The organism is Rhodoglobus sp. GW821-FHT12B09 (assembly GCF_058809925.1).
On record NZ_JBXATB010000002.1, the window covers coordinates 243,981 to 259,645 of the forward strand.

The window sequence follows — 15,665 nt, forward strand, 5'->3', positions numbered from 1 at the left end:
CATGCGAATTGGCGTCGTCGGAGCGGGAGCTGTCGGCGGCGCCATTGCGGCGCTCCTCGCCCGGGCCGGCCACGAAGTCGACGTGACCGCCCGGGGCGAGCACCTCGCGGCCATTCAGGAGCACGGCATCCTGCTCTCGGGCGCCTGGGGCGAGTACCGAGCCCAGGTCGACGCGGCTGAGGAGCTCACGCCCGGGGTCGAGCTGGTGATCATCGCCACCAAGGCGCAGGACGCGCCCGCCGCGATCAGGGCCAACCTCGGCAAGCTGCGCGGCATACCGCTCGTCGTCATCCAGAACGGGCTCGACGGCATCAGCGCGGCCAAGGAGGCGTCGCCGCGGTCCGATATCGTCGGCGGGCTCGCCACCTTCGCCTCCTCGTACCTCTCCCCCGGCCGCATCACGGTCACGACCGCGGGGCCGCTCTACCTCGGCGTCGCGTCGCCCGACAGCGACGTGCCGGCGCGGTATGCGGCGCGCATCCTGAACGAGGCGCTGCCCACGAGCACGGTGCCGAACTTCATCGGCGCCCAGTGGACCAAGCTCGTCATCAACCAGGTCAACGCACTGCCCGCCATCACGGGGCTGAGCGTGCAGGAGGTCGTGGCCAACCCCGGGCTGCGGCGCATCATGACCGAGAGCATGCGCGAGAACGTGCGCGTCGGGCTCGCGACCCGCATCCACTTCGAGACCCTTCAGGGGCTGTCGCACCGACGGCTGCGCCTGTTCGCCGGGCTGCCGCTCCAGCTCGGGCAGGCGCTGCCGCGGCTCATGAGCCGGCGCATCGGCAAGACCCCCAATCCAGGCTCCACGCTGCAGAGCATCAAGCGGGGGCAGGAGACGGAGATCGACTACCTGAACGGCGCAGTAGTCCGCGCGGCGCAGGCGATCGGCCGAACCGCGCCCGTCAACGCGGCCCTCGTTGCGCTGGTGCACGAGGTCGAGCAGCGCAACGAGTTCTTCACCCCGGCCGAGGTCGTCGCGCGGGTGCGCTGAGCGAGGGCTGAGTGGGCCGCCCGCGGCCGTATCGAAACTGGGTGTCGATCGTCCGGTTCGATACGGCGCTGGAGCGCCTACTCAACCAGCTCAGCAGCTGTCGGCGAAGACCCGGCGTGGGTGCTCCGGGTCGCCGTTGTCCACGATGGCGGAAGCGCGCGAGCGGGGATTGGCCTCGGCGAGGTACAGCTTCTGGCCGCCCGCGTACCGGGGGCTCTGCCCGGCGGCGCCGTCGAGCTCGAACAGCCGGGCCGCAGCCTGCTCCTCGGAGACCTCCAGCCAGACGGACCAGTTCCAGAGCCCGCGCAGTTCCGGGCGGTTGAGGAAGGCGCCGTCGACTATGAGCGTCGCATCCTGCGGGCCCGTCTTCCAGTCCATCTCCACGGGCCGGTCGCGCTCGACGTCGAAGGCCGCGGTCACGAAGCCGGTGCTGCCGCCGAGTTTGAACGGGTCGATCAGCACCCGGCGGAAGAGGTCGTAGTCGAACGAATCGCGGTAGTACCCCTCCGCGGAGTCCTCGCCGCGCACGTAGCGCTCGGCGCGCGGCCGGTGGAACCTGTCGACGGATGCCCGGAACACAGCGTGCCCGCCGCGCCCGACCCGCTCCGCGAGGGCGTCGGCGAACGGCCGCTTGCCCGCGCCGTCGATGCCGTCGACCGCGAGCAGGGTGCGGCCCTTCGAGTAGTTGTGCAGGAACTCGTCGGCGAGGGAGTCGAGGGTATCGCGTTTGAGGGGCGTCCACTGGGCCATGAGGCCAGTCTAGGTTTGTGTGGTGGACATCGCGCGGGCCGTGAACGAGTGGTTCGTGACGAACCGCCGGGACCTGCCCTGGCGCGCGCCCGACTTCGGCGCCTGGGGCATCCTGGTGAGCGAGATCATGCTCCAGCAGACGCCCGTCGCCCGGGTGATCCCGCGGCTCGAGCAGTGGCTCGCCCGCTGGCCGGCACCGGCCGACCTCGCGGCCTCTCCCCCGGGCGACGCCGTTCGCGCCTGGGAGCGGCTCGGCTACCCGCGCCGCGCGCTCCGGCTGCACGCGGCGGCGGTCGCGATCACGGAGCGGCACGGCGGCGTCGTGCCGTCCGACGTCGACGAGCTGCTGTCCCTGCCCGGCATCGGCGACTACACGGCACGGGCCGTGGCCGCGTTCGCGTTCGGCCTGCGGCATCCCGTCGTCGACACCAACGTGCGGCGCGTCATCGCCCGCGCCGTCGACGGCCAGGCCGAGGCTGGCCCGCCCTCCATTCGCAGGGACCTCGCGGCCATGGAGGCGCTGCTGCCGCTCGAGGAGGGGGATGCCCGGCTCTTCAACGCGGGGATGATGGAGCTCGGCGCTATCGTGTGCACCGCACGCGCGCCCCGCTGCGGCGCCTGCCCGATCGCGGGCCTCTGCGCCTGGCGGGCGGACGGCTATCCGGCCTACGAGGGCCCGCGCGCCGCGGTTCAGGCGGCGTTCGAGGGCAGCGACCGGCAGGTGCGCGGCCTCATCATGGCGGAACTGCGCGGCAGCGACATCCCGGTCACGCCCGCGGAGATCGAGACGCTGTGGCCCGACGCCGTCCAGCGCGACCGTGCGCTCGCGGGGCTCCTCGCAGACGGCCTCGCGGTGCCGGTGGCCGGCGGCTACGAACTCCCCTAGGCGGGTTGAGTGGGCCGCCCGCAAATCTCGTCGCGCTACAGCTTCTTGGCCACGCCACAGAAATTCGTGGCGCGCAACTGGGAGCCTGTAGCGCGACAAGGTTTCGATACGAGCGCGAGAGCGCCCTACTCAACCCGCGAGGTTTCAGCGACACTGGAGGCATGCCTGAGCTTCCCGAAGTGCACGCCCTCGTGACCGACCTGCGCGGCCGGCTCGCGGGGCACACCGTCGACAAGCTCCTGCTCGTGTCGTTCGCCGCGCTCAAGACCTTCGACCCGCCGATCTCCGAGCTGCACGGGATGCCCGTCGCCGGGGTGACTCGCCACGGCAAGTACCTCGACATCGCGATCGGGGATCTGCACCTGCTCATCCACCTGGCGCGGGCCGGATGGCTCCGCTGGCGCGACACGGCACCGACACCCGGCACCGGCCGCCCCGGCGGCAAGGGGCCGCTCGCCGCGCGGCTCGTGCTCGACGACGGGTCGGGCTTCGACCTCACCGAGGCCGGGACGAAGAAGTCGCTCGCGATCCACCTGGTGCGCGATCCGCAGGACGTGGAACGGGTGGCCACCCTCGGCCCCGACCCGCTCGACCCCGGTTTCACCGCGGACGTGCTGGCGGGCATCCTGGCTCGGCAGGGCCGATCGCAGATCAAGGGGGTGCTGCGCAGCCAGTCGATCATCGCGGGGATCGGCAATGCGTACTCGGACGAGATCCTGCACGCGGCGAAGATGTCGCCCTACAAGCCCGCCGCGATGACGACGGAGGAGGTGCAGCGGCTCTACGACGCTATGCAGTCCACGTTGCGGGCCGCGGTGGAGCGAGCCGACGGCCTGGCCGCCTCAGAGCTGAAGGCCGAGAAGAAGACGAACCTGCAGGTGCACGGCCGGGCGGGCCTGCCCTGCCCGGTCTGCGGCGACACGGTGCGCCAGGTGAAATTCGCGTACTCCACTCTCGAGTACTGCCCCACCTGCCAGACGGGCGGCAAGCCGCTCGCCGACCGCGTGCTGTCCCGGCTACTGAAGTAGTGCTGGTCGAGTAGGCCTCCCGCACCCGTAGTGAAACCAGGGTTTCGACACGGGTGCCAGAGCGCCCTACTCAACCCGCGAGTTACTCGTCCTCGTCGTCGTCAGCCTCGATGACGCGCGGCTTGACATACGGATCCTCGTCGCCGGCGTACTGGGCGGTCGCCTTGAGGCTCTCGACCTCGGCGTCGCGTGCCGCGGCCTCGGTGAGCAGGGAGTCGATGAGGGCGGCGTTCTCGGGGATGCCGTCCGCGATGAACTCGAGGCTCGGCGTGAGCCGCGCGGTGATGTTCTTGCCGACCTCGCTGCGGAGCATCCCGGTCGCCGACTTGAGGGCCGCGGCCGTGTCGGCGCGCTCCTCGTCGGAGCCGTAGACCGTGTAGAAGATCGAGGCGTGCTGGAGGTCGCCGGTCACCCGGACGTCGGTGATCGTCACGAAACCCATGCGCGGGTCTTTGACGCCGCGCTCCAGAGTCTTGGCCACGATCACCTTGATGCGGTCCGCCATCTTCGCGGCGCGTGCTGCGTCTGCCATGTGCTACTCCCCTCAACGAGGTCTCGATACGGCCCTAGCGGGCCTACTCAACCAGCGGAGGCGAGTCGGGGTTTCCTCCGACTCGCTGGCTGGGTCTGGCAGCGACCGAGCTTGCGGGGCCGCCGGATGCGAGTCGGAGGAAACCCCGACTCGCATCCGCACCACGGGAACTAGACCCGCGGCTTCTCCTTCATCTCGATCGTCTCGATCTCGTCGCCGATCTGGATGTCGTTGAACTTGCCAAGACCGATACCGGCCTCGAAGTCCGTGCGGACCTCGGTGACGTCGTCCTTGAAGCGGCGCAGCGAGTCGATGGCGAGGTTGTCGCCGACCACGACGCCGTCGCGGATGACCCGGGCACGCGCGTTGCGCGTGATGGTTCCGGACCGGACGATGACACCGGCGATGTTCCCGACCTTGGAGGAGCGGAAGATCTCGCGGATCTCGGCAACACCCGACTGGACCTCTTCGAACTCGGGCTTGAGCATGCCCTTGAGCGAGTTCTCGATCTCCTCGAGCGCGGCGTAGATGACCGAGTAGAACCGCACGTCGACACCCTCACGCTGGGCGCGCTCGCGCGCCTTCGTGTCGGGGCGGACGTTGAACCCGATGATGATCGCGTTGTCGATCGTGGCGAGGTTGACGTCGCTCTCGGTGACGGCACCGACACCGCGGTGGATGATCCGCAGCTGCACGGAGTCGTCGACCTCGATCTTGAGCAGCGAGTCCTCGAGTGCTTCGACAGCACCGGACACGTCGCCCTTGATGATGAGGTTGAGGGCTTCGACCTTGCCGTCCTCGAGGGCCTTGGTGAAGTCTTCGAGGCTGATGCGCTTGCGGGCCTTGGCCAACAGGGCATTGCGCTCGACGGCTTCGCGCTTCTCGGCGATCTGACGGGCGGTGCGGTCCTCCTCGGTGACGAGGAACATGTCGCCGGCGCGGGGCACGGACGAGAGTCCCTGCACCTGCACGGGTCGCGACGGGTACGCCTCCTCAACGGCCTCGCCGTTCTCGTCGTGCATCGCGCGGACGCGGCCGTAGGCCGTTCCCGCGACGATGGCGTCTCCGACGCGCAGCGTTCCGGACTGGATGAGCACGGTGGCTACCGCGCCGCGGCCCTTGTCGAGCTTCGCCTCGATGGCGACACCACGGGCATCCTTGTTCGGGTTGGAGCGCAGGTCGAGACCGGCGTCGGCCGTGAGGAGCACAGCATCGAGCAGCTTGTCGATGCCGATGTTGTTGAGCGCCGACACATCGATGAACATCGTGTCGCCGCCGTACTCCTCGGCCACGAGGCCGAACTCGGTGAGCTGCTGGCGCACCTTGGCGGGGTTGGCCCCCTCCTTGTCGATCTTGTTGACCGCGACCACGATCGGCACACCGGCGGCCTGGGCGTGGTTGAGCGCCTCCACCGTCTGGGGCATGATGCCGTCGTCGGCGGCGACCACGAGGATCGCGAGGTCGGTGACCTGCGCACCGCGGGCGCGCATGGCGGTGAACGCCTCGTGGCCCGGGGTGTCGATGAAGGTGATCGCGCGCTCGAAGCCCTCGTGCTCGGTCCAGACCTGGTAGGCACCGATGTGCTGGGTGATTCCACCTGCCTCACCGGCGACGACGTTGGCCTTGCGGATCGCGTCGAGGAGCTTGGTCTTACCGTGGTCGACGTGGCCCATGACGGTGACGACGGGGGGCCTGATCTCCAGGTCCTCGTCGGTCTCGTCCTCGAGCTCCTGGTCGAGGTCGAGGTCGAAGCCGGCGAGCAGCTCGCGGTCCTCGTCCTCGGGCGAGACCATCTCGATCTTGTAGTTGAGCTCCTCGGCGAGCACCTCGAAGGTGCCCTCGTCGAGCGACTCGGTGGCGGTCGCCATCTGCCCGAGGTGGAACAGGGCGGTGACGAGCGCACCGGGCTGCACCGTGTAGCCGGTCAGCGTTTCCAGCTTGTCGGCGAGGTCGGAGATCGACGCGCCGCGACGGAGGCGGATGACCGTCTTGCCGTCACCGCGGGGAACACTGACACCGCCGAGGGACGGGGCTTCGCGCAGCTCGAACTCGGCGCGCTTCGTGCGCTTCGACTTGCGGGCCTTGGACTTTCCGCCACCGCGGCCGAACGCGCCAGCGGTGCCGCCGCCGGGTCCACGACCGCGGCCTCCCGCTCCGCCGGCCGGCGGACGGTTGGGGCCGAAGTTGTTGCCGGGGGCGCCACCGGGCGCACCACCGGGACGGAAGCCGCCGGCACCGGCGGGACGGGGACCGCCCGGGCGCTGCTGGAAGTTGCCGCCGGGGCCGCCGGGGCGCTGGCCGAAGCCGCCGGGACGGGCACCCTGGCCGGGGCCGCCGGGACGGGGCGCACCGGGGCGCGGGATCGACCCGGGAGTGGCCGGTCGGCCCATGCCCTGGTTGGAGGCGAAGGGGTTGTTGCCCGGGCGCGGGATTCCGGGGCGCGGCGCGCTCGTGGAGCCCGTGAAGGGGTTGTTGCCCGGGCGAGGGGTGGCGGGGCGCGGGATTCCGCTCGCCGCGGGTGCCTCCTCGGCGGGCGCGGCGGCGGGAGCAGCGGCCGCTGCTTCGGCGCGCGCCTGGCGCTCCGCGACCGTGAGAGGCGCGGGCGCGACCTCGGCCACGGGCTCCGCAACGACCTCTGGGGCCGGCGCGGGCGCGGGGTTGGTCGGCTTGGGCGCGGCCTTCGGCGCTGCCTTGGGAGCCGCGGGTGCGGCTGCCGGTTTCACGCCCTCGGCGACCAGCGCTTCCTTGACGCGGCGCGCGACCGGCGGCGCGATGCTCGACGACGGGCCCTTGACGAACTCGCCCATTGCCTTAAGTTTTTCGAGCACGATCTTGCTCTCGACGCCGAGATCGGCGGCGACTTCGTGCACTCGTGGGTTAGCCACAAATTCTCCTGTCTGAGTCTGCGCCCAGACAGGGCACAGACGATTAGTGGACGGAACTCATTTCGAGCCGCTCATTAGTTGTCCATGGGTCAATCAGCCTTTTGGTCGGTGGATTGTTGTTGCTAGGAACTCTGTACTCAGCCCCTCGGTCACCCTGAGCGCCCGGCCGAAAGCGCGCTTCTTGATCGCGCTCTCCACACACTGCACAGTGGGGTGAACCCAGGCACCGCGGCCGGGAAGCGTCCCCGACGGATCTGGGACTACCTCGCCGCCCGATTCTGCCGACACAGACGCAACAACTCTCAGTAACGAGGAGGTGTCGGCGCGCTGGCGGCAGCCGAGGCAGGTTCTAACGGGTTCCATACTACCCCTGTTGGTCGCCCGGGTGAGCGTGGGAGAGCGGTTGCGGAGGATGACACTCCGCTCGACCACGCTCGGCCCCCTCGACGACGGCGAGTCGTCCTCCGAAACTCAAGGGTCAGCCCTCGAGGATCGAGTCCGGCTGGATATCGATGCGCGCACCGGTCAACTTCGCCGCGAGCCGGGCGTTCTGGCCCTCTTTGCCGATCGCGAGGGAGAGCTGGTAGTCGGGCACGAGGGCACGCACGGCCTTGGTCGCCTCATCGATCACGTACGAGCTCGTGACCTTGGCGGGCGAGAGCGCGTTCGCGACGAACGTGGCCAGGTTCTCGGAGTAGTCGACGATGTCGATCTTCTCGTTGTTGAGCTCGGCGGTGACGGCGCGCACGCGCTGGCCGAGCTCGCCGATGCAGGCGCCCTTCGCGTTGACGCCGGGCTCGAGGGCGCGCACCGCCATCTTGGTGCGGTGGCCGGCCTCGCGGGCGAGCGAAGTGATCTCCACGATGCCGCTGGCGATCTCGGGCACCTCGAGGGCGAAGAGCTTGCGCACGAGCGCGGGGTGCGTGCGGCTGACGGTGATCTGCGGGCCCTTGAGCCCCTTGCTCACCGCGGTGACGTACACGCGGATGCGGCGGCCGTGCGTGTAGTCCTCACCCGGCACCTGCTCCTCGGGCGGCAGGATGGCCTCGATGGTGCCGAGGTCGACGTGGATCATGCGCGGGTTGGGCCCCTGCTGGATGATCCCGGCCACGATGTCGCCCTCGCGGCCCTTGAACTCGCCGAGAACCTTGTCGTCGCCGATGTCGCGCAGGCGCTGGTTGATGACCTGCTTTGCGGCGAACGCCGCGATGCGCCCGAAGTCCTGGGAGTCCTCCTCGGCCTCGCCGACGACAGCGCCCTCCTCGTCGAGCTCGGGGACGAAGATGCTGACCTTGCCGCTCTTGCGGTCGAGGACCACCCGCGCGGTCGTGGGCGCCGCATCCTTGTCGTGCTCGCCGACGTGCTTGAGGTAGGCAGTCAGAATCGCCTGCTCGATGATCTGCACGAGCTCCTCGAACGGGATCTCGCGCTCGCGCTCCATGAGTCGCAGCACGCTCAGGTCGATGTCCACTGAGGGCCTCCACTATTCAGATTTGGGCGAATCACGGACGATCGCCGGATGTCGGTCCCTAGTTTAGCCGGTCCATCACCAGGGCCTGTCCGTGTAGTACCCGCCCGCCTCCTCGCCGCGGTCGCCGGACTCCTGGTCGGCCTTCTCCTGTGCGGCCTGCTGCTGCTGCTGCTGAAGCTGCTCGAGCTGCTTCTCCTGCTCGGTCCTGCCGTCGTCCTCCTGCGGCTGCTGCTCCTGCTGGTCCTGCTGCTGCTGGGCGGCGTCCTTCTTCTGCTCCACCCTGTCCTTCGACTCGGTGAGCTCGTCCTGGTTCGGCGGCGGGTCGCACTCCGGCCCCGCGTCGTCCAGGACGGCCTGGGATGCCTCGTACAGCTGCACGGCGCCCTGGAAGTAGCCCAGCTGCACGTACACGTCGCCGAACCGCTCCCAGGTGAGGGCGAGGTTGAGGCGCACGTCGCACTTCTTCTCCAGCGGTGCGAGCTCGAGCGCCTTCTCGAAGTCGTCGGTGGCGGGGCCGTAGTACTGGTCGGCGGCGTAGGCGTCGCCGCGGTTGAAGTACGGGAGGTACGGCTCGACCACGTTGAGGAACAGCAGCGAACTGGACGCCTCCTCGCTGGCGACGTACAGGCCGTCGTCGTAGTCGTCGATCGCGTTCTGCGCCGTCGGCGCGAGGCTCAGGAACTTGAACGCCCAGAAGATGGCGAACAGGGCGACGGGCAGCGTCAGCCAGAACAGCAGGCGGCGGCGCAGTCGCAGGCGCTCGACGGTCAGGGGCCGGCTCACGGTGTCCTCCTCGCGCCGCGCAGCTCGACCACCGCGGCACCGGCCCAGTACAGCTCGAGCAGCGCGAGCAGCCCGAACGGGATCACGAAGACCCAGTAGAGCTCGACCGCCGAGTCGGGCTCGCCCTCCTGCACCCTGAGCTCCCCCACGTCGATGCCGGAGATCGCGGGGGCGACCGGGGAGTCGGCGCTCCGGTGCAGGTACTGCACGCCGAGCTGGGCGGCGATCGCCTCCAGCGCGGTCTCGTCGATGCGCGAGAGGGCGTCGACCGGGTCGGGGCTCGAGCGGTCCTGGATGTACGTGGGCGGGAGGAGGTCCGTCGGGTCCTCGGGCTCCGAGGTGGCCGTGTCGCCGAACTGCGTGGGCTGCTCGCCGAAGTACTCGAGCATGCGCCCGCCCGCGTCCGTCCCGTACCCGAGCACCGCGCCGCCCTCGAGGTATGGCGCGAGCGATTCGAACGACCCCGGCTCGCTGCCGGACGTCTGCTCCCCGTCGCCCAGGTAGAACAGCACGCGCCGCTGGTCGGGGTTCAGGGCCTTCGCGTCCGCGAGCAGCTTCTCGAGCACGGGGACCGCCTCGTCGATAGAGCTCCCGCGCGAGTAGGTGGTGATCTCCTGTCGCAGCACAGAGACCGCCGACAGCATGGCCGAGCTGTCGGAGGTGAGCGGCACGCGCTGCACGGCGACGGCGTCGAACGTCACGAGGGAGAACTGGGCGCCCTGCAGCCCCTCGACGAGCTGCTGAACGTCGGCCTTCACGCCCTCGAGGCGCGGGCGGGCATCCCCCCAGTCCTCGGCAGCCATGCTGCTCGTCGTGTCGACGACGACGTAGACCTCCAGCCCGCCGGAGGCCTTGGGGCCCTGGCCGTCGGTCGGGATCGTCGGGCGGGCGGCGATGACGATGAGCAGCACGACGAGCCCGAGTCGGGCGAGCCAGCGCAGGGCCAGGGACCGGTCACGGCGGGAGGCGATGAGGCGCCACAGCACGAAGCCGCCGAGCACGACGGCGAGGAGGGTGAGTGCCCAGCCGGGCAGCACGGGGTTGGCGATTATCGGGTTCATCAGCGCCGCAGCCTCCAGGCGAGCACGAGCAGGCCGGCGAGCGCCACGAAGGCCGCGAGGATCCACGGCTCGGGATGCTCGGTGCGGGTGACCAGCGGAGCACCCGGTATCACCGCAGCCTGCTCCGCCTCGATGCTCTCGACGACCGAGGGCACCACCGCAGGGTCGTTCAGCGGATAGTACGCGCCGCCCGAGTCGTCCATCGCCTTCTCGAACTCGATGGCGTACTCGCGGAGGTAGTCCTTCTCGCTCGAGTCGCCCGGGTTGATGCCGTACACCCGCACGCCGCGGTCGACCGCGAGCGCCGACGCCTGCGGCAGGGTGAAGATCTGCTCTCCCGCGATGAAGTTGTCGGTGACCAGGATGACCGACCGCGAGCGCTCGTCCTGGGTGCGGTCGAACCGCGTGACGCACGAGGCCAGCCCGTCGCCGACGAGCGAGGAGCCGTTGCCGAGCAGGGTGCCGTCGTAGTACGAGGGGTCGTCGTCGTCCAGCTCGGTGCCGAGGCGGTCGAGCTGCTGCGAGATGTAGTCGTAGTCGCTCGTGAGGGGGAAGTACGTCACGGCGGAGGCGTTGAACACGACGAGGCTGATCCGCTCCCCCGTGAACTCCTTCGTGAGGCTCCCGAACACGTCGAGCACGGCGGCGTCGTAGGAGATCATCGAGCCCGAGACATCCAGGCAGAGCACGATGTCGCGGTTGTGGAGCTCGGGGCTGGAGAGCGTCACGGTCGCCGGCCGCGCGGTCAGCACGGCGCTGAGCGCGATCAGCAGGGCGACGCACACGACGAGTCCGGCGACCAGCGCGCGGTACGCGGCGAGCGCGCGGCGGTACGCGGGCAGCGCGGTGAGGCGCTCGACGTGCGCGACGGGCAGCCGGTCGCGGCTCGCCCTGCGCGCCCGGCTCGCCCGACAGACCACGAGGGCGACGACGGCCAGGGATGCCGCGGCCCACGCGACGGGGGCCCACCAGGTGATCACCTCCACGACGTCACCAGCCCTCGCGCCGCGTCGACGGCCTGCGCGACGGTGCCCGTCTTCTGGATGTCCGCAGCGTCCGCGCCGAACGCGCCCGGGTACAGCCGCGCGACCGCGTCCGACAGCGGGGTGAGGGGCGTCTCCCGGAGGTCCTTGAGCGTCATCGTGACGGTGCGGGTGCCCTCGCGCTCCTCGACGTACGAGCGCAGGAGCATGCTCAGTTGGTGGTACGCCTCGCGGTCGTGAAGCTCACCCTTCGCGTACGCGGCGCGGGTCTCGTCGATGAGCCCGAGGTACCGCTTCCGGATGGTCTCGACGCCCGGCCCGTGGGGAGCCGCCGACGAGGCGGGCTGGGGCACCCGGCTCTTGCGGGTCGACAGGAACACGTACACCCACCACCCGACCACGAGCACGAGGATCAGGAACCCGAGCAGCCCCCACCACGGCTGGTACTGCACCGGCGGGAAGAACTCACCGCCGGGCATGCTTGTGCGCCTCCAGGAGCCGGAAGATGCCCGGGACCACCGAGTCCTCGTCGGTGACCCGCCTGCTGCTGATCGAGAGGCTCTCGAACAGCTCGTCGCTGCTCTCCGCGGTCGTCGCGACGCTGCGCTCGAAAGCCTCTCGCAGTCGCGGGCTCTCCCGGAGGAACGTCGGTACTCCGCTCGCATCGGCGACGTCGTACAGGTCGCGCTTGGCCCAGTCGGCGCGCATCAGGTCGGCATCCCCCACCGAGAGCCACAGCATCTCGTGCTGCGCCGCGAGCCGCCGCACGAGCTTCTGCTCGGCCTCGTCGAGGGCGCGGTCATCCCCGATCACCAGCACGATCATCCGGCGCCGGAACACGCGCGACACGTACTCAAGCTGGGCGCGCAGGTTGCTCTTGGCGCCGTCGAGCCGGGTGGAGGAGTGGATGCGCTGCAGCAGCCGCTCGAGGTGAGCCTCGGTGAGCTCCCCCGGCACGAAGTCGGTCTTCTTCTCCGTGCCCGCGACGAGCGCGACGAGGTCGCCGTGGCGGATGGCGATGTAGCCGATGGTCCCCGCGGCGAGGATCGCGACATCCCGCTTGCTGCCGCCGCTCGCCCCGACCGCCGCCATGTCGCGTCCGGTATCGACCACGAGAACGACGGTGTGCTTGCGGGAGGCGATGTAGCGCTTGGTCAGCGGCGAGCCGTAGCGGGCCGTCGCCTTCCAGTCGATGTCCTTGAACTCGTCGCCGGGCACGTACGGCCGGAGGTCGTCGAAGTCCATGCTGCGGCCGTGGAACACCGAGCGGTACTCGCCCTCGATGAGCCCCCGCACGGCGCGGTGGGCATGGATGTAGAGCCGGGTCTGCACTCGTCGCAGGAGGCGCTCCACAGGAGTCAGGGAACCTTCACTGCCGCGAAGATCGCGTCGATGATGGTCTCGGGCTTCACGTCGTCGGCGATCGCCTCGAAATTCAGGATGATGCGGTGCCGCAGCACGACGTGCCGCAGCTCCTTCACGTCCTCCGGGATCACGTGGTCGCGGCCCTCGAGCAGGGCGAGCGCGCGCGCGGCGCGGCTGAACGCGATGCTGGCGCGGGGGCTCGCGCCGTACTCGATGCAGTCGGCGAGCTCCTTGCCGATGTACGACTCCGCCTGGCGCGTGACGTACACGGTCGAGACTATGTAGTTGCGGATCGACTCGTCCATGAAGACGCGCTTGCCCGCCTCCTGCAGGAAGAGCACGTCCTCGATGGTGACGGCGCCCTTCGGCTTCTTGTCGCCCGCGTGCTTCTCGTACACGCCGGTGTCGATGCGGTCGAGGATCTCGATCTCGTCGGCGAACTCGGGGTAGTCGAGGATCTCCTTGAGCAGGAAGCGGTCGAGCTGGGCCTCGGGCAGATGGTACGTGCCCTCCTGCTCGATCGGATTCTGCGTGGCGAGGACGAGGAAGGGCTCCGGCAGCGGGTACACCGTGCCGCCGATGCTCGTCTGCTTCTCCTGCATCGCCTCGAGCATCGCGCTCTGGGTCTTGGCACTCGACCGGTTGATCTCGTCGAGCAGCACGAAGTTGGCGTGCACGGGGCCGAGCTGGGTCTCGAAGGTCTGCTTCTGGTAGTCGAAGATCTGGGTGCCGATGATGTCGCTCGGCAGGAGGTCGGGCGTGCACTGGATGCGCTTGAACGACCCGCTCACCGCGTCGGAGACCGCCTGGGCGGCCGTCGTCTTCGCGAGGCCCGGCACGCTCTCGAGCAGGATGTGCCCGCCCGTGATGAGCCCGATCAGGAGGCTTCGCTTGAGGCTGGCCTGGCCCACGACCTTGGTCGAGTACGACTCGTCGATCGACGCGAGGATCCCCTTGGCACGAGCCAGGTCGTCCGCGGAGATCTTGTCCGTCACCTCTGTGCCTCCAGCGTCGCACCGACCTCGTCGAGCGTGACGCTGGTCCGCTCGTTGGAGCGGCGGTTCCACACCTCGACGCGGCCCTCGGCGGCGTCCCTGCCCACGATCACGATCAGCGGCACCCCGAGGAGCTCGGCGTCGCCGAACTTGACCCCCGGCGAGACCTTGGGGCGGTCGTCGTAGAGCACGTCGAAGCCGCTCGTCTCGAGCGTGCCCGCGAGGGCCTCGGCGGTCGCGAACACGACCTCCTCCTTGCCCGCGGCGATGATGTGCACGTCGAAGGGCGAGACGTTCGCGGGCCAGATGAGGCCCTTCTCGTCGTTGTTGCTCTCCGCGATGACGGCCATGATGCGGGTGACGCCGATACCGTAGGAGCCCATCGTCACGGTCACGAGCTTGCCGTTCTCGTCGAGCACCTTGAGCCCGAGCACCTCGGCGTACTTGCGGCCGAGCTGGAACACGTGGCCGATCTCCATGCCGCGCGCGAGCTCGACCGGGCCGGAGCCGTCGGGCGCCGGGTCTCCCGCGAGCACCTCGCTGACCTCCACGATCCCGTCCGCCGCGAAGTCGCGGCCGGCCACGAGGCCGAAGACGTGGTGGCCGTGCTCGTTGGCGCCGGTGATCCACCCGGTTCCGTCGGCGACGAGCGGGTCGACGAGGTACCGGATGCCCGTGGCCGACTTCTCCCCGAGAACGGCCCCCGCGGCCGACCAGGGCCCGATGTATCCCTTCACGAGACCGGGGTTCTTGGCGAAGTCGGCCTCGGTGGCGGCCTCGACCGCGGCGGGCGCGAACGCCACCTCCGCGCGCTTGAGGTCGACGTCGCGGTTGCCGGGCAGCCCCACGATGACCAGCTCGCGCGTGCCGTCGAGGTTGGTCAGGGCCAGCACGATGTTCTTGAGGGTGTCGGCGGCTGTCCACGCGCGGCCGTCCGGCCGGGGGTGCTTGGCGTTGGCGACGTCGACAAGTGTCGCGATAGTGGGGGTGTCCGGGGTGTCGAGCACCTCGGCCGGGGTCAGCCCGTCGAACGACCGCGGCTCGGGCGGGAGCGTCGTGAAGGCCTCGACATTGGCCGCGTACCCGCCGGCGGAGCGCACGAAGGTGTCCTCGCCGATCGGGGTGGGGTGCAGGAACTCCTCACTGCGCGAGCCGCCCATCGCGCCGGCATCGGCCTTGACGATGACGTACTCGAGCCCGAGGCGCTGGAAGATGCGCTCGTAAGCGTCGCGGTGCTGCTGGTACGAGACATCCAGACCCGCGTCGGTGTAGTCGAAGGAGTAGCTGTCCTTCATCGAGAACTCGCGGCCGCGCAGCAGGCCGGCCCGGGGGCGGGCCTCGTCGCGGTACTTGTCCTGGATCTGGTAGATCGCCAGCGGCAGGTCTTTGTAGCTCGAGTACAGGTCCTTCACGAGCAGGGTGAAGACCTCCTCGTGGGTCGGGGCGAGGAGGTAGTCGGCGTCGTGGCGGTCCTTGAGCCGGAAGATGCCGTCGCCGTACTCCGTCCAGCGGCCGGACTTCTCATACGGCTCGCGCGGCAGCAGCGCCGGGAAGTGCACCTCCTGCGCGCCGAACGCGGCGAGCTCCTCGCGGATGATGTTCTCGATCTTGCGGCGCACCTTGAGCCCGAGCGGCAGCCACGCGAAGATCCCGGGCGCCTGGCGGCGGATGTAGCCGGCGCGCACGAGGAGGCGGTGGCTCGTCACCTCCGCGTCGACGGGATCCTCACGGAGGGTGCGGACGAAGAGCTTGGAGAGACGTGTAGGCACCGTGCCATGCTACCGGCGGCGTGAGCCTCTATACCCGACCCCGACCCCGCGGTGCTGAAGGGATCGGGATGCCCCTCTTAGAGTGTGAAGGAAGCGGGCCCGCGGCCTGCATCAAGGGGGGCTTGATGCGGCCGCGGGCTCGCCCATCCCACTCCGAGGCCCA

At 69.8% G+C, this 15,665-nt stretch carries 15 protein-coding genes; 3 read left to right on the plus strand and 12 right to left on the minus strand.

Translation table 11 applies throughout. The features are described 5' to 3' along the window. Position 1: 1 nt before the first annotated feature. Complete coding sequence (locus tag AC1RTC_RS05710; protein ID WP_493154508.1) at positions 2–994, plus strand: ketopantoate reductase family protein; 993 nt, start codon at positions 2–4, stop codon at positions 992–994. Between the two features lie 90 nt (positions 995–1,084). Here the strand turns inward: AC1RTC_RS05710 and AC1RTC_RS05715 are convergent, their stop codons facing one another. Continuing rightward, positions 1,085–1,744, minus strand: a complete 660-nt coding sequence (locus AC1RTC_RS05715; protein WP_493154509.1) for a nucleoside/nucleotide kinase family protein — start codon at positions 1,742–1,744, stop codon at positions 1,085–1,087. A 19-nt stretch (positions 1,745–1,763) separates the two neighbouring features. On the opposite strand from AC1RTC_RS05715, the gene AC1RTC_RS05720 reads away from it, so the two are divergent. Beyond that, the gene (locus tag AC1RTC_RS05720) at positions 1,764–2,630 is read left to right on the plus strand and encodes an HhH-GPD family protein (RefSeq protein WP_493154510.1); all 867 of its coding nucleotides are present in this window, start codon (positions 1,764–1,766) and stop codon (positions 2,628–2,630) included. A 161-nt stretch (positions 2,631–2,791) separates the two neighbouring features. Next, entirely contained in the window at positions 2,792–3,658 is an 867-nt protein-coding gene (locus AC1RTC_RS05725; protein WP_493154511.1) for an Fpg/Nei family DNA glycosylase, read from the plus strand. A gap of 82 nt (positions 3,659–3,740) precedes the next feature. Here AC1RTC_RS05725 and rbfA read toward each other — a convergent pair whose 3' ends face one another. From rbfA to AC1RTC_RS05780, 11 genes are all read right to left on the minus strand, one after another. After that, positions 3,741–4,190: a 30S ribosome-binding factor RbfA gene (gene rbfA / locus AC1RTC_RS05730; protein WP_493154512.1), complete on the minus strand. Its 450-nt coding sequence runs from the start codon at positions 4,188–4,190 to the stop codon at positions 3,741–3,743. A 170-nt stretch (positions 4,191–4,360) separates the two neighbouring features. Next, positions 4,361–7,075 carry a translation initiation factor IF-2 gene (infB, locus tag AC1RTC_RS05735; protein ID WP_493154513.1) on the minus strand — a complete coding sequence of 905 codons (2,715 nt, stop codon included), beginning with the start codon at positions 7,073–7,075 and terminating at the stop codon, positions 4,361–4,363. Positions 7,076–7,168: 93 nt separating this feature from the next. After that, positions 7,169–7,438: a YlxR family protein gene (locus tag AC1RTC_RS05740; RefSeq protein ID WP_493154781.1), complete on the minus strand. Its 270-nt coding sequence runs from the start codon at positions 7,436–7,438 to the stop codon at positions 7,169–7,171. 115 nt (positions 7,439–7,553) lie between these two features. Continuing rightward, positions 7,554–8,546, minus strand: coding sequence for a transcription termination factor NusA (gene nusA, locus AC1RTC_RS05745; protein WP_493154514.1), 993 nt, complete (start codon positions 8,544–8,546; stop codon positions 7,554–7,556). A 75-nt stretch (positions 8,547–8,621) separates the two neighbouring features. After that, entirely contained in the window at positions 8,622–9,329 is a 708-nt protein-coding gene (locus AC1RTC_RS05750; protein ID WP_493154515.1) for a hypothetical protein, read from the minus strand. Further along, on the minus strand, positions 9,326–10,390 hold the full coding sequence (locus AC1RTC_RS05755) for a VWA domain-containing protein (protein WP_493154516.1): 1,065 nt from the start codon (positions 10,388–10,390) through the stop codon (positions 9,326–9,328). The genes AC1RTC_RS05750 and AC1RTC_RS05755 overlap by 4 nt, the downstream gene beginning before the upstream one ends. Further along, complete coding sequence (locus tag AC1RTC_RS05760; protein WP_493154517.1) at positions 10,390–11,370, minus strand: vWA domain-containing protein; 981 nt, start codon at positions 11,368–11,370, stop codon at positions 10,390–10,392. Before AC1RTC_RS05760 ends, AC1RTC_RS05755 begins: the two co-directional genes overlap by 1 nt. Further along, positions 11,367–11,852: a hypothetical protein gene (locus tag AC1RTC_RS05765; RefSeq protein ID WP_493154518.1), complete on the minus strand. Its 486-nt coding sequence runs from the start codon at positions 11,850–11,852 to the stop codon at positions 11,367–11,369. Before AC1RTC_RS05765 ends, AC1RTC_RS05760 begins: the two co-directional genes overlap by 4 nt. Then, positions 11,839–12,726, minus strand: a complete 888-nt coding sequence (locus AC1RTC_RS05770) for a DUF58 domain-containing protein (protein ID WP_493154519.1) — start codon at positions 12,724–12,726, stop codon at positions 11,839–11,841. The genes AC1RTC_RS05765 and AC1RTC_RS05770 overlap by 14 nt, the downstream gene beginning before the upstream one ends. Positions 12,727–12,731: 5 nt before the next feature. After that, positions 12,732–13,733: an AAA family ATPase gene (locus AC1RTC_RS05775; RefSeq protein ID WP_493154520.1), complete on the minus strand. Its 1,002-nt coding sequence runs from the start codon at positions 13,731–13,733 to the stop codon at positions 12,732–12,734. Then, complete coding sequence (locus tag AC1RTC_RS05780; protein WP_493154521.1) at positions 13,730–15,502, minus strand: proline--tRNA ligase; 1,773 nt, start codon at positions 15,500–15,502, stop codon at positions 13,730–13,732. Before AC1RTC_RS05780 ends, AC1RTC_RS05775 begins: the two co-directional genes overlap by 4 nt. Between the last annotated feature and the right edge of the window lie 163 nt (positions 15,503–15,665).

What these genes read in the sequence shown, in the direction of transcription:
- rbfA (WP_493154512.1), bottom strand. Translation starts at nt 4,190, where the DNA reads ATGGCAGACGCAGCACGCGCCGCGAAGATGGCGGACCGCATCAAGGTG.
- AC1RTC_RS05740 (WP_493154781.1), bottom strand. Translation starts at nt 7,438, where the DNA reads ATGGAACCCGTTAGAACCTGCCTCGGCTGCCGCCAGCGCGCCGACACC.
- AC1RTC_RS05715 (WP_493154509.1), bottom strand. Translation starts at nt 1,744, where the DNA reads ATGGCCCAGTGGACGCCCCTCAAACGCGATACCCTCGACTCCCTCGCC.
- AC1RTC_RS05755 (WP_493154516.1), bottom strand. Translation starts at nt 10,390, where the DNA reads ATGAACCCGATAATCGCCAACCCCGTGCTGCCCGGCTGGGCACTCACC.
- AC1RTC_RS05765 (WP_493154518.1), bottom strand. Translation starts at nt 11,852, where the DNA reads ATGCCCGGCGGTGAGTTCTTCCCGCCGGTGCAGTACCAGCCGTGGTGG.
- AC1RTC_RS05725 (WP_493154511.1), top strand. Translation starts at nt 2,792, where the DNA reads ATGCCTGAGCTTCCCGAAGTGCACGCCCTCGTGACCGACCTGCGCGGC.
- AC1RTC_RS05710 (WP_493154508.1), top strand. Translation starts at nt 2, where the DNA reads ATGCGAATTGGCGTCGTCGGAGCGGGAGCTGTCGGCGGCGCCATTGCG.